Here is a 17,359-nt window from a genome sequence, read left to right as displayed (position 1 = left end):
GTCCTTTGACACCTGTTCCCATGAAATATTTCAATCAAAATTTATAAGAATTTTTCAAAGTAAAAGGCGTACACAACTCTTATTAAGAATTGTGTACGCCTTTTAGAGGCCTTTTGTCCCAGCCTCTTTTAAATTGCTATAATTCATTTTCTTCCAACGGTTCAAATCAAAACGGTTATTGTCACACTCTGTTAAAACCTGTTCCAATAACCTGATTTGACTGCGTTTCAGAAAAATCAATAAGACTGAAGTACGTCTTATTCTCATTTTCTTCCAACGGTTCAAATCAAAATGGTTATTGTCACACTCTATCTTTCGGTTGAACGATGATCATTTCTTTGGTGAAGTGATTGATATTTTCTGTTCCGTCTGTGTGGGCGATGACTAAATCTTCTATACGAACGGCGGTATTTCCTGTTAGGTAAACACCTGGTTCAATCGAAAAGATGTTACCATCTTGGACAAGGTTTTGGTTAGCAGCAGATACATCACCTTTTTCGTGAACTTCACGTCCAATAAAGTGACCTAAACGATGTGTGAATTGTTCACCATAGCCATGTTCAGTAATATAATCACGGGCTGCAGCGTCAATACTTGCTAAACTAGCACCCACTTCAACAGCTGCAATGCCACGTAGATTTGCTTCTAAGACGATTTGATAAACTTCCTTGGCAGTGTCGCTAGGTTCGCCGTAGTACACCGTACGTGTCATATCAGAGCAGTATTCATCATGTTTGCAACCAATATCAATGACTACAGAGTCACCCAGTTGTGGTTTTGTATGGTCAGATTCATGGTGAGGGTCAGCACCATTTGCACCATAGGCAATAATTGGTTCAAATGAAAAGCCAGCATCTGCACCTTCTTCAGCATAAATTTTTTCTAAGGCATCGACGGCCTCAAGCTCATCCAAGCCTAATGGGATAACCTCTTCGATAAGGCGAGCCATAGCGCGATCATTTATGGCAGAAGCTATACGCATTTTTTCTTGCTCCTCAGCCGTTTTATGGGCACGTTGGTCATCAACCAGGTCTGATGCTACATCAAATGTCGCGTTGGGATATGCTTGTGCGGTAGCTAATAGTTGATCTGCTCGCCATAATTTATCTACGCCGATTTTGATGGTGGCATCAGTAGTTGGGAAGGTTTGAAGGGCTGCAAATGCTTGGTCGATACTCGTATTGTCGTCAATCCAAGTGACGTTAATGCCGGGTAGTTCGTTAAATACAAATAGTTTATTCGCGATAATTTGTGGTGCGTGGTTTGGCTGAATAATTAGTAGCCAAAAGCGTTCCATTGGATCAAAAATGACGCCTGTATAGTAGTCAATTGCTCCTTTATCGGCAATGATTAGGGCGTCTAATTGGGCTTTAGCCACTTGTTCTTGAATGTTCTTTAAGCGATTTGTGTGTTCTTGATTCATATTTCCTCCATCATTACCACTTTATAGTAAACCGTCCTCTGGTTCATCATGGTATTTTTCTTCTGCTTCAGGATGTGTTTCGATATATTCTTCAAATTCATTCAAGGTCATACCGTCATGGGCATCAAGGAATCCTGCACGACGTTCTTTCCGGTATTTCACCATTTTTTCCTTGAAGATGTCCCCAGTTGTTGGTGGTGTCCACGAAACGGCATTGGCACCAGCTTGGATGACTTCACGAATGGTGTCCTCTGTTTGTCCCCCCGTTGCGATGATAGGAACATGTGGGAAGTCGCGACGGATGCGACGGACGATGGCAGCTGTATCTTTACCCCCAGATACGTTTAAGATATCAGCTCCGGCTGAAATACGTGCGGCAATATCATTGTAGGCAGATACGACGGTAGCGATGATTGGTGAATCTACCGTATGCTCAATGTCTAGGATGTTTTCCGCTGTCATAGGTGCATTTACAACAACGCCTTGTACACCGGTTGCTTCAGCGAAAAGGGCAATATCAACGCTACGTTTTCCTTGCGTAGTACCACCACCCACACCTGCGAATACTGGTTGGCTAGCAACTGATGTCACCGCTTGAATGATTGCTGGATGCGGTGAAAATGGATAGACTGCCAAAACGGCATCCGCATTGCAATACAAAATGGTTGCAACGTCGGTTGTAAAGACGAATGACTTTAATGTACGGCCGAACACATTGATTCCGGTCGCTTCACTGATTACTTCAGGTACCATAACCATATCTTTTCTAAATTGCGAAGAGATATTTTGGGTACCATTTTTTGATTGGCTCAATTTACTAACCTCCGTTTATCTATATTATTTGTCGTATACGGACATGAACTAAGTCCATTATAGTACGCAAAGAAAAGGACTACAATTCTTTTACGTTGATCGATGTAAATGGTCTATTTTGCAGGTAATCTCACATGTTTAATATTGTATGTTAAAAAATATATCAAATAATATTGACTATTATTAAGAATTTGATTAGAATAGCTTTACCTTTAGACAAAAATATTGATACAATAGAATAGATTGAAAAAAGGATGAAAACAAACAAAATCAAAAGAAACGAAGAGGTGCTATATGATTACATTTGAACATGTTGAAAAATACTATGGTAAATTCCATGCGTTGAAAGATATTAATTTAAATATCGATGAAGGTGAAGTGGTGACACTAATTGGACCTTCTGGTTCTGGTAAATCAACACTTATCCGCACAATCAATGCACTTGAAAAATTAATTCAGGTACATTAATTGTTGATGGCAAAGATATTACAGACAAGAATACAGACATTCGTCAAATTCGTCGTGACTGCGGTATGGTTTTCCAACATTTTGAGTTATATCCTCACATGACAGTGTTAGAAAACGTTACATTAGCACCGTTAAAAGTCTTGAAGAAAACAGACTCTGACGCGCAAGACCGTGCAGAACAATTATTAAAACGTGTAAACATGTGGGATAAACGTGATTCTTATCCATCTCAACTATCAGGTGGACAAAAACAACGTGTTGCGATTGCTCGTGGTTTGGCTATGCGACCAAAAGTGATGCTATTTGATGAACCAACTTCAGCCTTAGACCCTGAGATGGTAGGTGAAGTGTTGGATCAAATGAAACGTATTGCTTTCGAAGACAATATGACTATGGTTGTTGTTACACATGAAATGGGCTTCGCGAAGGAAGTAAGTAACCGTACAATTTTCATGGCGGAAGGCGAAATTTTAGAAGACCGACCATCTAAAGAGTTCTTTGAAAATCCACAAGATGAACGCGCAATTCAATTCTTGAGTAAAATTCTAGTCTAGTTACTATTATCCATTAACTTAAGAAGAGAGGTAATGATTATGAAAAAAATATGGCGTATCGTCGCACTTATTCCACTATTATTTTTATTGACAGCCTGTGCAAGCGGTGCTGGTAGTAAAGCAGATATAGCATCACGGATTGAAAGCCAAGCCTACCCAACGATTACTTGGGGGGTAAAAGTAGACACCAACTTATTTGGTTTCTATAACATTAAAGAAAATCATATCGAGGGTTTCGATATTGATATGGCCAAAGAAATTACACACCGTATTGCCGGTGAAGATGCTGAACCAGTTTTCGTTGAGGTAACATCAAAAACACGTATCCCGTTATTGAAAAATGGTAACGTAGACGCTTTGATTGCAACAATGACAATTTCAGAAGAACGTAAGAAACAAGTAGATTTCAGTCAAGTATACTTTGATGCTGGACAAGCAATTATGGTACCAGAAGATTCTGATATTCAAGATGTGACTGATTTAACAAGTGAACACACAGTGTTGGCGGTTAAAGGGTCTACATCTGCGGATCGTATTAAAGAAGCTGCACCTGAAGCAAATATTTTAGAGTTAGAGAACTACTCTGAAACCTTTACAGCATTGAAATCTGGTCAAGGTGATGCCATGACAACTGATAATGCCATTCTATTGGGGATTATGGAACAAAATCCTGGTTACCGACTTGCGGGTGCTACTTTTACGAATGAACCATATGGTATTGCGGTGAATAAAGGACAAGAAGACTTCCTTGCACAAATCAATCAAGCAATTGATGATATGGTTGCAGATGGTACATATCAAGAAATTTATACAGAATGGTTTGGTGACAATACTGAGTCATCAATCGCAGAATAGGAGGGTGAAGATTTATGTTTAATATATTTACTGAATACAGTGATTTATTTATTGAAGGCTTCATCAACACACTGATTGCTTCTGTGATTGCACTCGTATGTTCGCTGATTGTTGGTGGGTTAATTGGTATATTGCAAACAACTGATAATAAGTTATTATCAGGAATTGCCAATATCTATGTTGAATTTTTCCGTAACATTCCATTATTGATTATTGTAATGTTCTTTTACGTTGTTGTGCCACTTTATGGCTTTGATATTACTGGTTTTCAAGCTGGTGTAATTGGGTTAACCCTTTATACATCATCATTTATTGCTGACGTTATTCGTTCAGGTATTGAAGCAGTGCCAACTGGTCAAATGGAAGCAGCTATTTCCCAAGGGATGACCTATGTTCAAGCAATGCGTTATGTTGTCTTGCCACAAGCAGTTAAAATTGTAATTCCGCCATTAGGAAATCAATTTATTAACTTGGTGAAAAATTCAAGTATCTTAGCGATGGTCGCAGGTCTTGATTTAATGTACTTTGGGGACCTTGTTGCGAGTCAAACCTTTAATACATTAGGTACTTATACTTTAGTAGCTTTAATCTACTTAATTATCACGGTACCTTTGACAATATTAGTGTCTCGTATCGAAAAAAATCTGAAACAACAAGACGTACGTTAGAAAGGAGCGATAAGATATGGATTTTGCAGGCGCACTACAATGGATGAACATCCAATTTTTGCTTAATGGTTTATGGATTACGCTTCAAGTAACGTTTTACGCCATTATTTTCTCATTGATTTTGGGTGGTATTTTCGGAATTATTCGTTTCATGGAATTGCCGTTTTTCTCTAAAATTCTTGGTTTTGTCATTGACGTTATTCGTAACTTACCATTACTATTAATCATTTTCTTCACCTATTTTGCTTTGCCGCAATTAGGTATTCGATTAAATATTTTCTGGGCAGCTGTAACAGCTTTAATGATTTTTGAATCAGCTATGATTTCTGAAATTATTAGAGGGGGATTGAATTCAATACCAAGAGGACAAGCTGAAGCAGGTATTTCAACTGGATTGACACGTGTTCAAACCTTGGTTTACATTCAACTACCTCAGGCTGTTCGTGCGATGGCACCTTCAATCGTGTCACAATTGATTGCCTTGATCAAAGATACTTCTTTGGCAACAATCATTTCCCTACCAGAATTGACACATAATGCAAAAATCATCTATAACCAAAACACTAACTATGTTATCCCAATGTTCGTTGTGATGACTTTGTTATATTGGATTATTTGTTACTCACTATCTCAATTCTCTAAATACTTAGCGAATCGTGGTTCTGCGAAAGCAACGCGTAAAGATGGCGCATTGCTTCAACAAAAATAAAATTATAGGTTGAATAGAGACTAGGACCGAGTTTGGTTCTAGTCTTTTTTTTGAGTATTTACGAGACAGTTGATAAAAGATTAATTTTCTATGATAAAATATTCAGTATGACAGACAAATAACGATACGTATAAATATCGAAGAAAGAGGGGACTGTATGCAAGCAATTCCGAACAAAACATCTGAATTTAAAGGGATATCCGGTGCATCGCTTAAATGGATAGCTATGATTACCATGATTATCGATCATTTTGGTGTAGGTATTCTAACCCCCATGATGGAGGCTGGAAATTTGTCTACATTCGACTATGCTAGTGTGTATACAGCGTATACGATTTCACGTTCCGTTGGTCGTCTAGCATTTCCCATATTCTGTTTTTTACTGGTTGAAGGCTTTTTCCATACTTCTAATGTCACAAAATATGCAACTCGACTAGCTGTATTTGCTGTTATTTCAGAAGTGCCATTTAATTTGGTAATTGACCAAACATTCTGGAATTTAGGCTTTCAAAATGTTTTCTTTACCTTGTTCATCGGACTGGTAACCATATGGGCCATGTCAAAAGTTGAAAATCAATTCTTGAAACTTTTACCAGTGCTACTTGGCGTTGTCGTAGCTGAGCTTTTACACACCGATTATGGCGCTTTTGGTGTCTTGTTAATTGCCGTATTATATCAATATCGTCAACTGCGATTATGGCAATCTATTATTGGTGGCCTAATGGTTGCTTGGGAAATTACTGCCCCCATTTCTTTTGTCCTCACTTATTATTACAACGGACTCAAGGGGCGTTACAACGCCAAATGGCTTTACTGGATTTACCCGGTCCATTTATTCATTTTCGGTCTCATCGGTCGCGCTATTCTAAACTAATATTATGCAAATTTAAGGAGCAACTCATATGAATGAACAAATTGATTACAGCAAATATATCCCTCAAATGATTGAAGATATCCAAAACCTAGTGCGCATCCCGTCAATTCGTGATGATGAAGCTGCAACACCTGATGCACCTTATGGTCCTCAAGTGCGTGCGGCATTAGATTTTATGCATGATATAGCCGAACGAGATGGTCTAAAGGTAGGTGATGCCTATCCCTATGCCGTCTATATGCAAGGACAGAACAATAGCGCGGGCGCACGTATCGATGTGGTAAGTCATGTAGACGTTGTGCCTGTTGGTACCTTGTCAAATTGGCAATATGAACCCTTTGGTGCCGAGATTGATGAGGATCGCATGTATGGTCGAGGCACGTCTGATATGAAAAGAAATGCAATTATTTCTTATTATGCAGCACGTATTTTACAGGACTACCAAATCCCAACAAAAAACACCATCCGCATTGTGATTGGTTCAGATGAAGAGTCTGATATGTCGGATATTCCCCATTATGTAGCCAAAGAAGGTGCACCGGATTTTGCTATTACTCCAGATGGGACTTTCCCCCTACAAATTGGAGAAAAAGGTGCGACTACTTGGGAATACAGTGGTCATGTGACGGATACTATTGTAGAGAGTGTACATGGTGGTGCCGGCTCAAATGTGGTACCTTCAGAGGCTCATTTTGTACTAGCAGCAGCTTATAAAGCTGAGTTGAGCAGTTATGCAGCTGATAGAAACTACCCAATTGAAGTGGCAGAAACTGACGGTAAGACGCATCTAACAGTGTTTGGTATTTCAGCACATGCTTCTACACCAGAGGCGGGAGATTCTGCGTTAACGCGTGGTTTTGATTTGATTGCTACGGTATACGGCGACACATTTGCTCAACGATATGTAGATCTATTCCGTGACTATTATGGTAGTGGTTTCGACATTGCCCGCGAACATGACGTGATGGGACCACTAACAGTTAATCAAGGGGTGTTCGATAAGGAAGCAGATGGCACCGTTGCGTTTACAATTGACATTCGATACCCAGAAAATATTACTGAGCCTGAATTGTCAGCAGCTTTTGCGAAAGCATTCCCTGCTTTGAGTGCTGTAAAACCATTTGATACACCACCCATTTTATCCGATGTCAAATTGCCAGCTAATCAGTTGTTACTAAAGACTTTCGCAGATCATTATCCAGACCATTCGCTTGAACCAATAATCTCTGGCGGGGTATCATACAGTAAAGTAATGCCAAATTGTGTCTCATTTGGCATGAACTTCCAAGATGATGTACATGTTGCCCATCAGGCGAATGAATATATCGAGTTAACAACATTAACAGATTTATTACAATTATTTACTGACGCTTTTATTCGTTTAGGTCAAGCAGATACATTGAAGTAAATCATCAATGAAAAGGGGGATATTGTGAACGAAAAAGAATTAGTTGGCATTGAAGCAGCTAAATATGTAGAAGAGGGTATGGTAGTGGGATTAGGAACGGGATCTACTGCCCATCACCTCATAGTTGAATTAGGCAGACGTGTCCGTGAAGAAGGGCTTCATTTCGTTGGGGTAGCAACATCAGTCCAATCGGCTGAATTAGCCAAAGAAGTTGGTATCAATATTCAATCGTTTAATGATGTCAAACAGATCGATTTAACGATTGATGGTACAGATGAGTTTGATCCAGAATTAAATGGCATCAAGGGCGGTGGCGGTGCGCATTTAATCGAAAAGATAATTGCAGTAAATAGCGACCGCGTTATCTGGATTTGTGATCATTCAAAAGAAGTCGCGCAATTAGGTGCGTTTCCATTGCCAGTTGAAGTAATTCGCGATGCGAGTCAACATCTATACGATAGCTTTGAAGTTAAGGGTTACGCCCCTAGCTACCGACTAACACCAGCAGGGGATAAATTTATCACAGACAATGGTAATTACCTGATTGACTTACATTTGGAAAAAATCATAAATGCGTCACAATTAGCTGAAGAATTAATTCACTTAGTGGGTGTAGTAGAACATGGCTTGTTTTTGAATGTCGCTGACCACGTGATTATGGCCAAAGCCGATAAAATCGTTCATTTTTATAAATAATATAAAAAGGAGACCAAAGCGCAAACTTTGGTCTCCTTTTTTTATTGATATGTTGATCAAATTTAATTGATTGATACTGAATTTTACATTGCAAATATTGTTTGAAACAGCTTTTATGAAAAATACCGATGAAAACGTTTCAAATCACATTTTTTTATGCATTATATGCACTAATTATGCTACGTCTTCGGTATCAGAAATTAGGAACCTTGCACAATGGTAAAAATAATTAAGATAACATACCATAGTATTTTGCGGTTTCTTTTCTTTTGCGCCTTTGTTCTCGCCATGTAGAGGACCTCCTTTAAATAAATAACTTTTTTGGTATGTTTTATTATACCATGAAAAATTTAGAAAGTGAAAAGGAATACCACTCTACCAGTGTATGCCCTTACATCTTTAATAAAAAATTGCATTAGGCGGATTATTGATGAACTTTGTAGGTATGTTAACAGATTCACGCTCATTTATATCATACACACGTCATGAGTATTTCCGTCGTTTATTCTGTGATTATATAGGTGATTTAGTAGAACGTGGTGAAATTCCAAATGATGAAGCCTTGTTAGGTAAATTGATTGCGAATGTTTCATACCATAATGCTATGGCGTATTTTGAGGCTTCTGACCTAGTTGCTAAATAAATTTCAATTCATATATACCTCAAACCCAGTGCCCAAAGCACTGGTTTTTTTGTACTCTTCCAACGGTTCAAATCAAACTGGTTATTGTCGCACTCTATTAAACTTGCTCCAATAACCTGATTTGACTGCGTTTCAGAAAAATCAATGAGACTGAAGTGCGTCTTATTTTCATTTTCTTCCAACGGTTCAAATCAAAACAGTTATTGTCACACTCTATTAAGTATTTCAGATTTTCCTAAGAATAGAAGATATGCATGAAAATGTGGTGATTTATGATAAAATGTTATATTGAGAGGTCGCGTTAAATATTTAAATTATAGTTGGGAGAAAATGAAAAATGAACATAGGTATCGATAAATTTAATTTTTTTACACCCCATGTATACCTAGACATGGAAGAGTTAGCTGAAGCTCGAGATGTCGATCCAGCGAAATTTACGATTGGTTTAGGTCAAATGCAACAAGCGGTTGCCCCCTTAACACAAGATCCTGTTTCGATGGCTGCCAATGCGGCATGGCCAATGTTGACAGATGAAGACAAAGCGGCAATTGACTTTGTCATTGTTGCTTCTGAATCGGGTATTGACCAATCGAAAGCGATGGCTGTATATGTACATCAATTATTGGGGATTAATCCTTATGCTCGTTCTATTGAGATGAAAGAGGCATGCTATGGTGCAACTGTAGGTATCCAGACAGCGGTAAATCATATTGCACGTCATCCTGAATCAAAAGTTTTGGTCATTGCAACCGATATTGCACGCTATGGTTTGCAAACGTCTGGTGAATCGACGCAAGGCGCTGGTGCGGTAGCAATGTTAATCAGTAAAGACCCACATATCGCAGTAATTAATGATGATGCTGTTTCGTATACGGGTGATATTCACGATTTTTGGCGTCCAAACTATTCACCGTATCCTGAAGTGAATGGTCATTTTTCCAACCAACAATATCTCCAATTTTTGGATAACGTGTGGACAAGTTATAAAGAACGATTTAATCATACTTTAGAGGATTTCAAAGCCTTTGCATTTCATTTGCCATATTCAAAAATGGGGCTAAAAGGATTACGTCAAATGTTACCTGAAGTAGATGAAATCAAACAAAATGACTTAATCGAGGAATTTGAAGCAAGTCGTGTCTATAATAAACGCGTGGGAAACATCTATACTGGTTCTTTGTACTTAAGTTTAATTTCGTTAATTGAACAAAGCACAAGTTTACAAGCAGGAGATTTAATTGGCGTGTTCTCCTATGGTTCAGGAGCTGTGGCAGAATTCTATTCTATTACACTAGTGGATGGATTTGAAGATCATTTAGCAGTTAAGCGACACCAAGAAATGTTAGACAATCGTATAAAATTATCCGTAACTGACTATGAATTAATCTTCCAAGAAGCATTACCTACAGATGGCAGCCAATTATTATTGCCTGAAGATGAAGAACAATTCCAACTTGCAGGGATAGAACATCACCACCGAATCTATAGATAATAAAAAGTGTAGTGACAAGTCATTTTAGCTTGTTACTACACTTTTTTTATGAAAATATCAGTCCTCGTGCAACTGCGCAACTATTTCCTTGGCTGTTTGTAAATTCATATGAGGCGCTTTCTCTAACGCATCAACTACTATTTGAATCTCCGACTCCAGTGCTCCTGCCTGAATAGCGAGTGAACGCGCTTGTAGATGCATATGTCCAGCTTGGATCCCTTCAGAAACTAAGGCACGAATTGCTGCTAAATTTTGTGCCAGACCGACACTAACCGCAATTTGCATTAATGTTTTAGCATCAGCTTGCCCCAAAATCGCTTTAGTAATTTGAACGGTAGGGTGAATGCCAATTGAACCACCAACGGCACCTAAGGGCATTGGGAGTGTTAAATGCCCCGATAACATTTCAGTAGCCGCATCGTAGGTCCATGTAGCCAACCCTCGATATTGTCCATCGCGACTAGCATATGCATGCACGCCGCTTCAATCGCTCGCCAATCATTTCCTGTTGCTAAGACGAAGGCATCAACGCCATTCATGATGCCTTTATTATGGGTGGTTGCTCGGTAAACATCTACTTGAGCAAGTTGACTAGCTTGGGCAATTCTTTCTGCTACTGTTGGTCCATCCAAATCATTCTTGGCAAAAAGAGTAGCTGGAATTTGACAACTTGCAGTTGCAGTTGCTTCGAGTGAATAATTACTTAAGATTGCCATTAAGGCCTCTAGGTTCTCGATAAAATCAACCTGAGTGAGTATATGATACTTTAAAGCTTCTAGCATTGTGTTCATCATATTCGCACCCATGGCTTCTTGGGTATCAATGGTAAGATATATATTGAAGAATGCCTGATTATTCGCAGATGCTGGGAAATATTGGCTGCTGATTGATCTAGCACCACCACCACGTTTCACTATAGAAGGGTAGGCGGCATTAGCTATTGCTAATAAATTGTCTTCGTTGGAGCGGATCCAGGTGGAGAATTGATCTGCCATTTCTTGAGTAGCCACTTTAGTAAAAGCGATTTGCCCTGTCATGAGACGACTATCCACCTGAGCAGTGAAACCACCGCCAGCACTAATTATTTTAGCGCCATTTGAAGCAGCTGCAATGACCGAAGGTTCTTCAGTTACCATGGGTACCTCGATCTCGCGCCCATTGATTGTAAAGTTAAGTGCCAAACCGTAGGGCAGTTTATATGTAGATAGGGCATTTTCAATCATGTTGTCAGCGATATCGTCTGATAAACCTGTACCGTTTAAGAGCATTTGTGCTTGGTCTGCACTAATACGATTGGTTTGTTCGAGAATTTTGATTCTATCAGGACGTGTTTGTTTGTAATATGCATGAAATTGGGCATCTGACATAATTTTCTCCTTTAAAAATAAAAAATGATGACATAAGGAAACGGACTAGTCGTGACCAGCCCGTTTGATGAAATGTTATTGTGCCTTTTGTAAGTAGATATTGTCGTTCACCATTTGGCCGTCAACAATAAGTACGAATACTTGTCTGAAATCATCAAAATCAACACGATTATCATGACCTAGAATTTTCAAGGCTGAGGTTTGGACGTGCACTTTACCGATGTGCGTTTCTAATACTTCATCATAAATTGAAAAATCTGTTTCATTCGTACGAATCACCAAATCAATATCTGGGTCTTTACTGATGTTCAAACTATTTGTATCGCTTAAACAGATGTTTTCAAATTGTGATAATGATTGCAATTTATTAATAGCCTTAGTACTAAAAAATAACTTCAAAGCCCATCCCCCTTTAAATCTCTTATTTTAATCGAATAAAAATAAGTAGTTATGTTCATAAAAACGAATATATCATATATATGATATATTTGCAATAGTATGGTTTTAATGGAAATCTCATACAACACTATTATACCTCAATAATAAAAATTTATAAAATGTTTAATTTTATACTTGTCAAAAGACATTTATTGCGCTAATATTATAGGAAATAAAACAAAATATGCACTAGGGGAGCTTTTGCTGAGATGTTTCAAAACAGACCCTCATAACTTGATCCAGTTTATGCTGGCGTAAGGAAGTGTTCAATAACCAATTTATTTTTGGTGAATGATTTATGTTGATAAATCGATGAATACAATGAGAGGTCGTGTGTATCACTAGTTGATACATGCGATTTTTTATTGACAACTTTCCGTGGTATCTGGTCCTTTAGTGTATGGACAAAGGATGGAGAATATTTATGCGTTCAAAAAATTTATATGGTAATGTCGAAGCGGCAATTGCTGCAGTGATTGCGTTCTTGATTTCAATGGTTCCTTTACAAATAGGCCCAAGCTTTGGCATTCAGTTGTCCCTTGTAGCGATTTATATCGTTGCCTTTAGAAGAGGTGTCCGCGTTGGTGTCATGGCAGGTTTCTTGTTTGGTTTACTTCAATTGATTACAGGTTTTGGCCAAATTCTGTCACCATTGCAAGGATTCATTGAATATATTTTTGCTTTCCTTTTCGCAGGTTTAGCTGGTTTATATGCAGTTCAAACGCAAACAGCAGTTGAAGAAAAGGACAACAAGCAATTATTATTTGCGATTGGGAAGGGTACGTTCATCGCTATTATCACCGAATATTTCATCCATTTCTTAGCAGGTGTAGCTTTCTGGGGTCAATATGCCCCTGAAGGTATGGGACCTTGGGTATACTCAGGTATCATGAATTCTGGTTCAGCACTTGCAACATGGATTGCAACCTATGCAGTTGCGTTTATATTGATTCGCACCAATAAAAAATTGGTAATCGCCAATCAATAATATGATTTCACCTCTCAACCTAAGAACACGTTTGGTGAATGATATTTACAAGACGATTCATAGGGTTTAAGAGACCTTACAGGACCACAAAGATTAGCCAGTCTCTGTGGTTTTTTTTGTGCAAAAGCATAAAGAAAAGAGGACCAAAAGCGCGTGGCTTTTTGGTCCTCTGTAAAACACATATTATGAGAAGAATGGACTATTCAGCGTTTTCTTCATCTTTTTCGTTGATAACTTCTGGTTCAGCAGTTTCAGCATCTGGATCTACGGCTTCAGGTTCTTCATCTGGAGCAGAAACAGTTACGACTACTTCATCAGCATCAGTTACTAATTCGATACCGTCTGGTAATGATAATTGACCAGCAGTAATCGAGTCACCAATGTTTAAACCTGTTGCATCAACTTCAACTGTATCTGGTGCAGTTGCTGGGTCAGCGATAACATTAATTTCCAATAATGTTGTAGCGACAACACCATCTGGATCTGCTAAGGCATCGTCATTTGTGATGACAACTGAAATTGGCATTTCAAGTTTTTCACCTTTTTGATTGCTTGTAAAGCAATGTTATAGATAACTGGTTTTAGAGAAGATTGTGTAATTTCACGAATATAACTGTACGTGTTTTACCTTCTACTTCTAAGTCGAAAACAGAGTTTAAACCAATTTCACGACGGATTTGTTCAACGTCTGCAACTGCCATTGCAATGTTAATTGGGTCTAGGTCACTAGCATATACTGTACCTGGGACTAAGTTTTCGTTACGTAATAATTTTGCTGCTGATGTACCAACAGTTTCACGTTTTTGAGCTGTAAATTTCATTCGAATACCTCCTGAGTATTTACGTTTCTTGAGTTTTCTAATTATTAGAAACATGATTCATTATAACATATATGAGCTTTGAAATCTATTTTAATGTATATAAATTAAAAAATATAATTTATGATTATATTGAGAAAGCATCCTTTGATCGGCTGAAGTATGCCATATTTGCTTGGTATATGTTAAAATAGGGCAAACAATGTAAAGCAACTTTAAATAGGTAAATGCTTAGTCGTCTAGGAGGAATATGATGCAATTCAAAAGTACCCGTAATGCAGAAAATATTGTTACAGCTTCACAAGCGATTATTCAAGGATTGGCCACAGATGGTGGTTTATATGTGCCTTCAGAATGGCCAGAAGTATCTCTTGATTGGGAAGTATTGAAAGATTATAGTTACCAAGAAATGGCCTATTTCGTCATGTCCATCTTCTTTGATGATTTCTCTGAAGCTGATTTAAAAGCTTGCATCGATGCAGCTTACGATGAAAAGTTCGATACTGATGTCATCGCACCCTTAGCGAAAGTTGGCGATGATTATTATTTAGAATTATTCCACGGCCCAACAATTGCCTTTAAAGACCTAGCGCTACAAATCTTGCCACACTTAATGAAAAAATCAGCTGAAATGAACGAAAATACCAACGAGATTGCTATACTTACAGCAACTTCTGGGGATACTGGAAAAGCTGCAATGGCTGGTTTTGCAAATGTACCAGGTACGAAAATCATTGTTTTCTACCCTGAAGGGGGTGTGTCATCTATCCAAGAAAAACAAATGGTGACCCAAAAAGGGGACAATACTTTTGTTGTTGCGATTAAAGGGAACTTTGACGATGCGCAAACAGAGGTGAAGAATCTTTTTAACGATGAAGGGTTACGCGAACAATTGGCAGCGGAAGGTATTCAATTCTCAAGTGCCAATTCTATGAATATTGGTCGCTTGATTCCACAAGTAGTATATTACTTCTATACTTATGCGCAATTAGTGAAATTTGAAGAAATTGTGGCTGGTGACGACTTAAACTTTGTTGTACCAACAGGGAACTTTGGGGATATATTAGCAGGTTACTACGGCAAACGCTTAGGGTTACCAGTGGGTAAATTGGTTTGTGCATCAAATGACAACACTGTCTTATATGATTTCTTTAATACAGGCGTTTACGACAAAAATAGACCGTTCAAATTAACTATTTCGCCATCAATGGATATTCTAGTTTCAAGCAACTTTGAACGTATGTTATTCCATGCTTTAGGGGATGATACCGCGCAATTGGTGCAATTGATGTCTGACTTAAATTCAAAAGGGAGCTATACTTTCCCTGCCAATGTAAGTGAACACTTTGCGGATTATCTTGGAGAATATGCTGATGAAGCTGAAACGAAAGCTGAAATCAATCGTGTATACAGTAACTTTGATTATTTAATTGATCCACATACAGCAGTGGCTTCTGCAAGTTTACAAAAATTAAAAGCTAGAAATGGACTAGAGGGTGCAAATGTAGTTGTATCAACTGCAAGTCCTTATAAATTCCCACAAGCTGTGTTAACAGCGGTAGGGCAAGATGTGACAGACTATGACGATGAAGATTTAGTAGCAGGTATCAAACACTTTAATCAAGGTGAGTACCCAAATGCAATCAACGAAATTCGTGATGCTGAAGTACGCCATAATCACATTTCAACTGTAACTGGAATGAAAGATACGGTCGTAAATATCCTATTAGGTGACGCATAAGATACAGATTTGGAGGAAATTATGCTTAAAGGACTCAATTTAACTGTCGTTGTGACAGGTGGGATTGCTGCCTATAAGGTCCCTGATTTTGTGCGCACGCTCATCAAAGCCGGGGCAAATGTACGTGTCGCTATGACGGAGGCAGCTTTACAATTTGTCACGCCTTTTACTTTTGAAGTGCTGACAAAATATGCTGTATTGGTTGAAGGGCAAGATTATCCGGATCCAGTTGCGCATATTGCCTTAGCGGATTGGACAGACTATGCCATTGTCGTACCAACTACGGCCAATACTTTAGGAAAGTATGTGCACGGTATCGCAGATAATGAGGCCTTGTCTATGTTATTGGCCTTGAATAGTCCAATTCTATTTGTGCCAGCCATGAATGAAAAAATGTGGGCGAATCAAGCAACACAACGAAATGTAGCACAACTTCGCCTAGATGGACATATCGTCCTTGAACCAGACACTGGTTTTCTTGCTGAAGGTTATGAAGGAAAAGGACGAATGCCAGCACCGGATGTTATTTTCCAAGCAGTGCAAGCCTTTGTAACGCTTAAGCGTTTACCTCAACCCTTATCGTTAAGTGGCGACCGCATATTGGTATCAGCAGGTGGAACGACTGAGAAATTAGATCCTGTCCGTTTCTTGACCAATCGTTCATCTGGAAAAATGGGTGTAGCCATTGCAAATGTGGCGGCCCTAGCAGGTGGAGACGTGACCCTTGTACGAACAAATCATGCGATTGGCTTGCCAGTATTACCTGGCATTCATATTATTACTGTTGAATCTGCCCAAGAATTGCATGACCAAATGCATGCCCAAGTATCGGATAAGGATATCGTCATTATGTCTGCAGCGGTATCAGATTATCGTGCTGCCAATCAAGCTGATCAGAAAATGAAGAAAAATCAGTTTTCTTCGGATGGTGGTGGCTTAACCTTAGCTTTAGTGAAAAATCCTGATATTTTGGCCAGTTTGCCAAAAGAAGGACATTACACAGTCGGATTTGCTGCAGAAACGCAGGATGTGATTCACTATGCACAACAAAAATTGGTGAAAAAAGGTGTCAACATGATTGTTGCCAATGATGTATCCGATCAAACAATTGGTTTCAATTCTGACGACAATCAAGTGACTCTGGTAACGGCGGATGACACGGTTACTTTGGAACGTCAAAGTAAAATTGGTGTTGCAGCAAATATCCTAGCAGCAGTTCAAACAGATAAAAAATAATACAAAAAAAGCAAGTAAGTCACTAGTGAAGACCAGTAGTGTGAATCTCTACCCGAAAACTGAACACTCAAAAAAAGAGTGTTGTTAGTTTTCGGGTTATTTTTATGCAATTTTTCGGTATACTTTATTTGCGTTATACAGAAGGGAGTGGGCATTTTGAGTAAAAAG

Annotated in this window: 15 protein-coding genes, 3 pseudogenes and 1 riboswitch; of the genes and pseudogenes, 12 read left to right on the top strand and 6 right to left on the bottom strand. The window is 38.6% G+C overall.

What is annotated here, in order from left to right; translation table 11 throughout:
- Positions 1 to 301 precede the first annotated feature (301 nt).
- Positions 302 to 1,423: a Xaa-Pro peptidase family protein gene (locus tag B9P78_RS07155; RefSeq protein ID WP_094518811.1), complete on the bottom strand. Its 1,122-nt coding sequence runs from the start codon at positions 1,421 to 1,423 to the stop codon at positions 302 to 304.
- Positions 1,424 to 1,444: 21 nt separating this feature from the next.
- Entirely contained in the window at positions 1,445 to 2,236 is a 792-nt protein-coding gene (locus B9P78_RS07150) for a hydrolase (protein ID WP_094518810.1), read from the bottom strand.
- 294 nt (positions 2,237 to 2,530) lie between these two features.
- On the opposite strand from B9P78_RS07150, the pseudogene B9P78_RS07145 reads away from it, so the two are divergent.
- The 9 genes and pseudogenes from B9P78_RS07145 to B9P78_RS07105 all read left to right on the top strand — a co-directional run bounded on the left by B9P78_RS07145 (position 2,531) and on the right by B9P78_RS07105 (position 10,603).
- Positions 2,531 to 3,258 (top strand): annotated as a pseudogene (locus tag B9P78_RS07145) (amino acid ABC transporter ATP-binding protein).
- 39 nt (positions 3,259 to 3,297) lie between these two features.
- Positions 3,298 to 4,113 (top strand): glutamate ABC transporter substrate-binding protein, encoded by an 816-nt coding sequence (locus tag B9P78_RS07140; RefSeq protein WP_094518812.1) that lies wholly within the window; start codon positions 3,298 to 3,300, stop codon positions 4,111 to 4,113.
- Between the two features lie 14 nt (positions 4,114 to 4,127).
- Positions 4,128 to 4,781, top strand: coding sequence for an amino acid ABC transporter permease (locus B9P78_RS07135; RefSeq protein ID WP_094518809.1), 654 nt, complete (start codon positions 4,128 to 4,130; stop codon positions 4,779 to 4,781).
- 16 nt (positions 4,782 to 4,797) lie between these two features.
- Positions 4,798 to 5,490 (top strand): amino acid ABC transporter permease, encoded by a 693-nt coding sequence (locus B9P78_RS07130; RefSeq protein WP_094518808.1) that lies wholly within the window; start codon positions 4,798 to 4,800, stop codon positions 5,488 to 5,490.
- Between the two features lie 157 nt (positions 5,491 to 5,647).
- Positions 5,648 to 6,364, top strand: a complete 717-nt coding sequence (locus tag B9P78_RS07125; protein WP_094518807.1) for a TraX family protein — start codon at positions 5,648 to 5,650, stop codon at positions 6,362 to 6,364.
- 28 nt (positions 6,365 to 6,392) lie between these two features.
- Positions 6,393 to 7,772: a Sapep family Mn(2+)-dependent dipeptidase gene (locus B9P78_RS07120; RefSeq protein ID WP_094518806.1), complete on the top strand. Its 1,380-nt coding sequence runs from the start codon at positions 6,393 to 6,395 to the stop codon at positions 7,770 to 7,772.
- A gap of 21 nt (positions 7,773 to 7,793) precedes the next feature.
- Positions 7,794 to 8,468, top strand: coding sequence for a ribose-5-phosphate isomerase RpiA (gene rpiA / locus B9P78_RS07115; protein ID WP_369824367.1), 675 nt, complete (start codon positions 7,794 to 7,796; stop codon positions 8,466 to 8,468).
- A 409-nt stretch (positions 8,469 to 8,877) separates the two neighbouring features.
- Positions 8,878 to 9,111 (top strand): annotated as a pseudogene (locus tag B9P78_RS07110) (glucuronate isomerase); the annotation flags it as partial.
- Between the two features lie 337 nt (positions 9,112 to 9,448).
- Positions 9,449 to 10,603, top strand: a complete 1,155-nt coding sequence (locus B9P78_RS07105) for a hydroxymethylglutaryl-CoA synthase (protein WP_094518803.1) — start codon at positions 9,449 to 9,451, stop codon at positions 10,601 to 10,603.
- Positions 10,604 to 10,660: 57 nt separating this feature from the next.
- Here B9P78_RS07105 and B9P78_RS07100 read toward each other — a convergent pair.
- Positions 10,661 to 11,970 (bottom strand): annotated as a pseudogene (locus B9P78_RS07100) (hydroxymethylglutaryl-CoA reductase, degradative).
- 75 nt (positions 11,971 to 12,045) lie between these two features.
- Entirely contained in the window at positions 12,046 to 12,369 is a 324-nt protein-coding gene (locus B9P78_RS07095) for an iron-sulfur cluster biosynthesis family protein (protein WP_094518802.1), read from the bottom strand.
- Between the two features lie 220 nt (positions 12,370 to 12,589).
- A riboswitch (TPP riboswitch) is annotated at positions 12,590 to 12,686 on the top strand.
- 146 nt (positions 12,687 to 12,832) lie between these two features.
- On the opposite strand from B9P78_RS07095, the gene thiT reads away from it, so the two are divergent.
- A complete protein-coding gene (thiT, locus tag B9P78_RS07090; protein ID WP_094518801.1) occupies positions 12,833 to 13,396 on the top strand; it encodes an energy-coupled thiamine transporter ThiT in 564 nt (187 codons plus the stop codon).
- Between the two features lie 199 nt (positions 13,397 to 13,595).
- On the opposite strand, the gene B9P78_RS10280 is transcribed toward thiT, so the two are convergent.
- Both B9P78_RS10280 and B9P78_RS10275 read right to left on the bottom strand, forming a co-directional pair.
- Positions 13,596 to 13,922, bottom strand: a complete 327-nt coding sequence (locus tag B9P78_RS10280; RefSeq protein ID WP_233487776.1) for a hypothetical protein — start codon at positions 13,920 to 13,922, stop codon at positions 13,596 to 13,598.
- Between the two features lie 55 nt (positions 13,923 to 13,977).
- A complete protein-coding gene (locus B9P78_RS10275; protein ID WP_233487775.1) occupies positions 13,978 to 14,217 on the bottom strand; it encodes a hypothetical protein in 240 nt (79 codons plus the stop codon).
- Positions 14,218 to 14,467: 250 nt separating this feature from the next.
- Here B9P78_RS10275 and thrC point away from each other — a divergent pair, with 250 nt between their 5' ends.
- Positions 14,468 to 15,955 (top strand): threonine synthase, encoded by a 1,488-nt coding sequence (gene thrC, locus B9P78_RS07080; protein ID WP_094518800.1) that lies wholly within the window; start codon positions 14,468 to 14,470, stop codon positions 15,953 to 15,955.
- Between the two features lie 21 nt (positions 15,956 to 15,976).
- Positions 15,977 to 17,191: a bifunctional phosphopantothenoylcysteine decarboxylase/phosphopantothenate--cysteine ligase CoaBC gene (coaBC, locus tag B9P78_RS07075; protein ID WP_094518799.1), complete on the top strand. Its 1,215-nt coding sequence runs from the start codon at positions 15,977 to 15,979 to the stop codon at positions 17,189 to 17,191.
- The last annotated feature ends 168 nt before the right edge of the window (positions 17,192 to 17,359 follow it).

This window comes from Aerococcus sp. 1KP-2016 (assembly GCF_002252085.1).
Classification (GTDB): Bacteria; Bacillota; Bacilli; order Lactobacillales; family Aerococcaceae; genus Aerococcus.
This window is presented reverse-complemented; position numbering and strand designations above follow the sequence as displayed.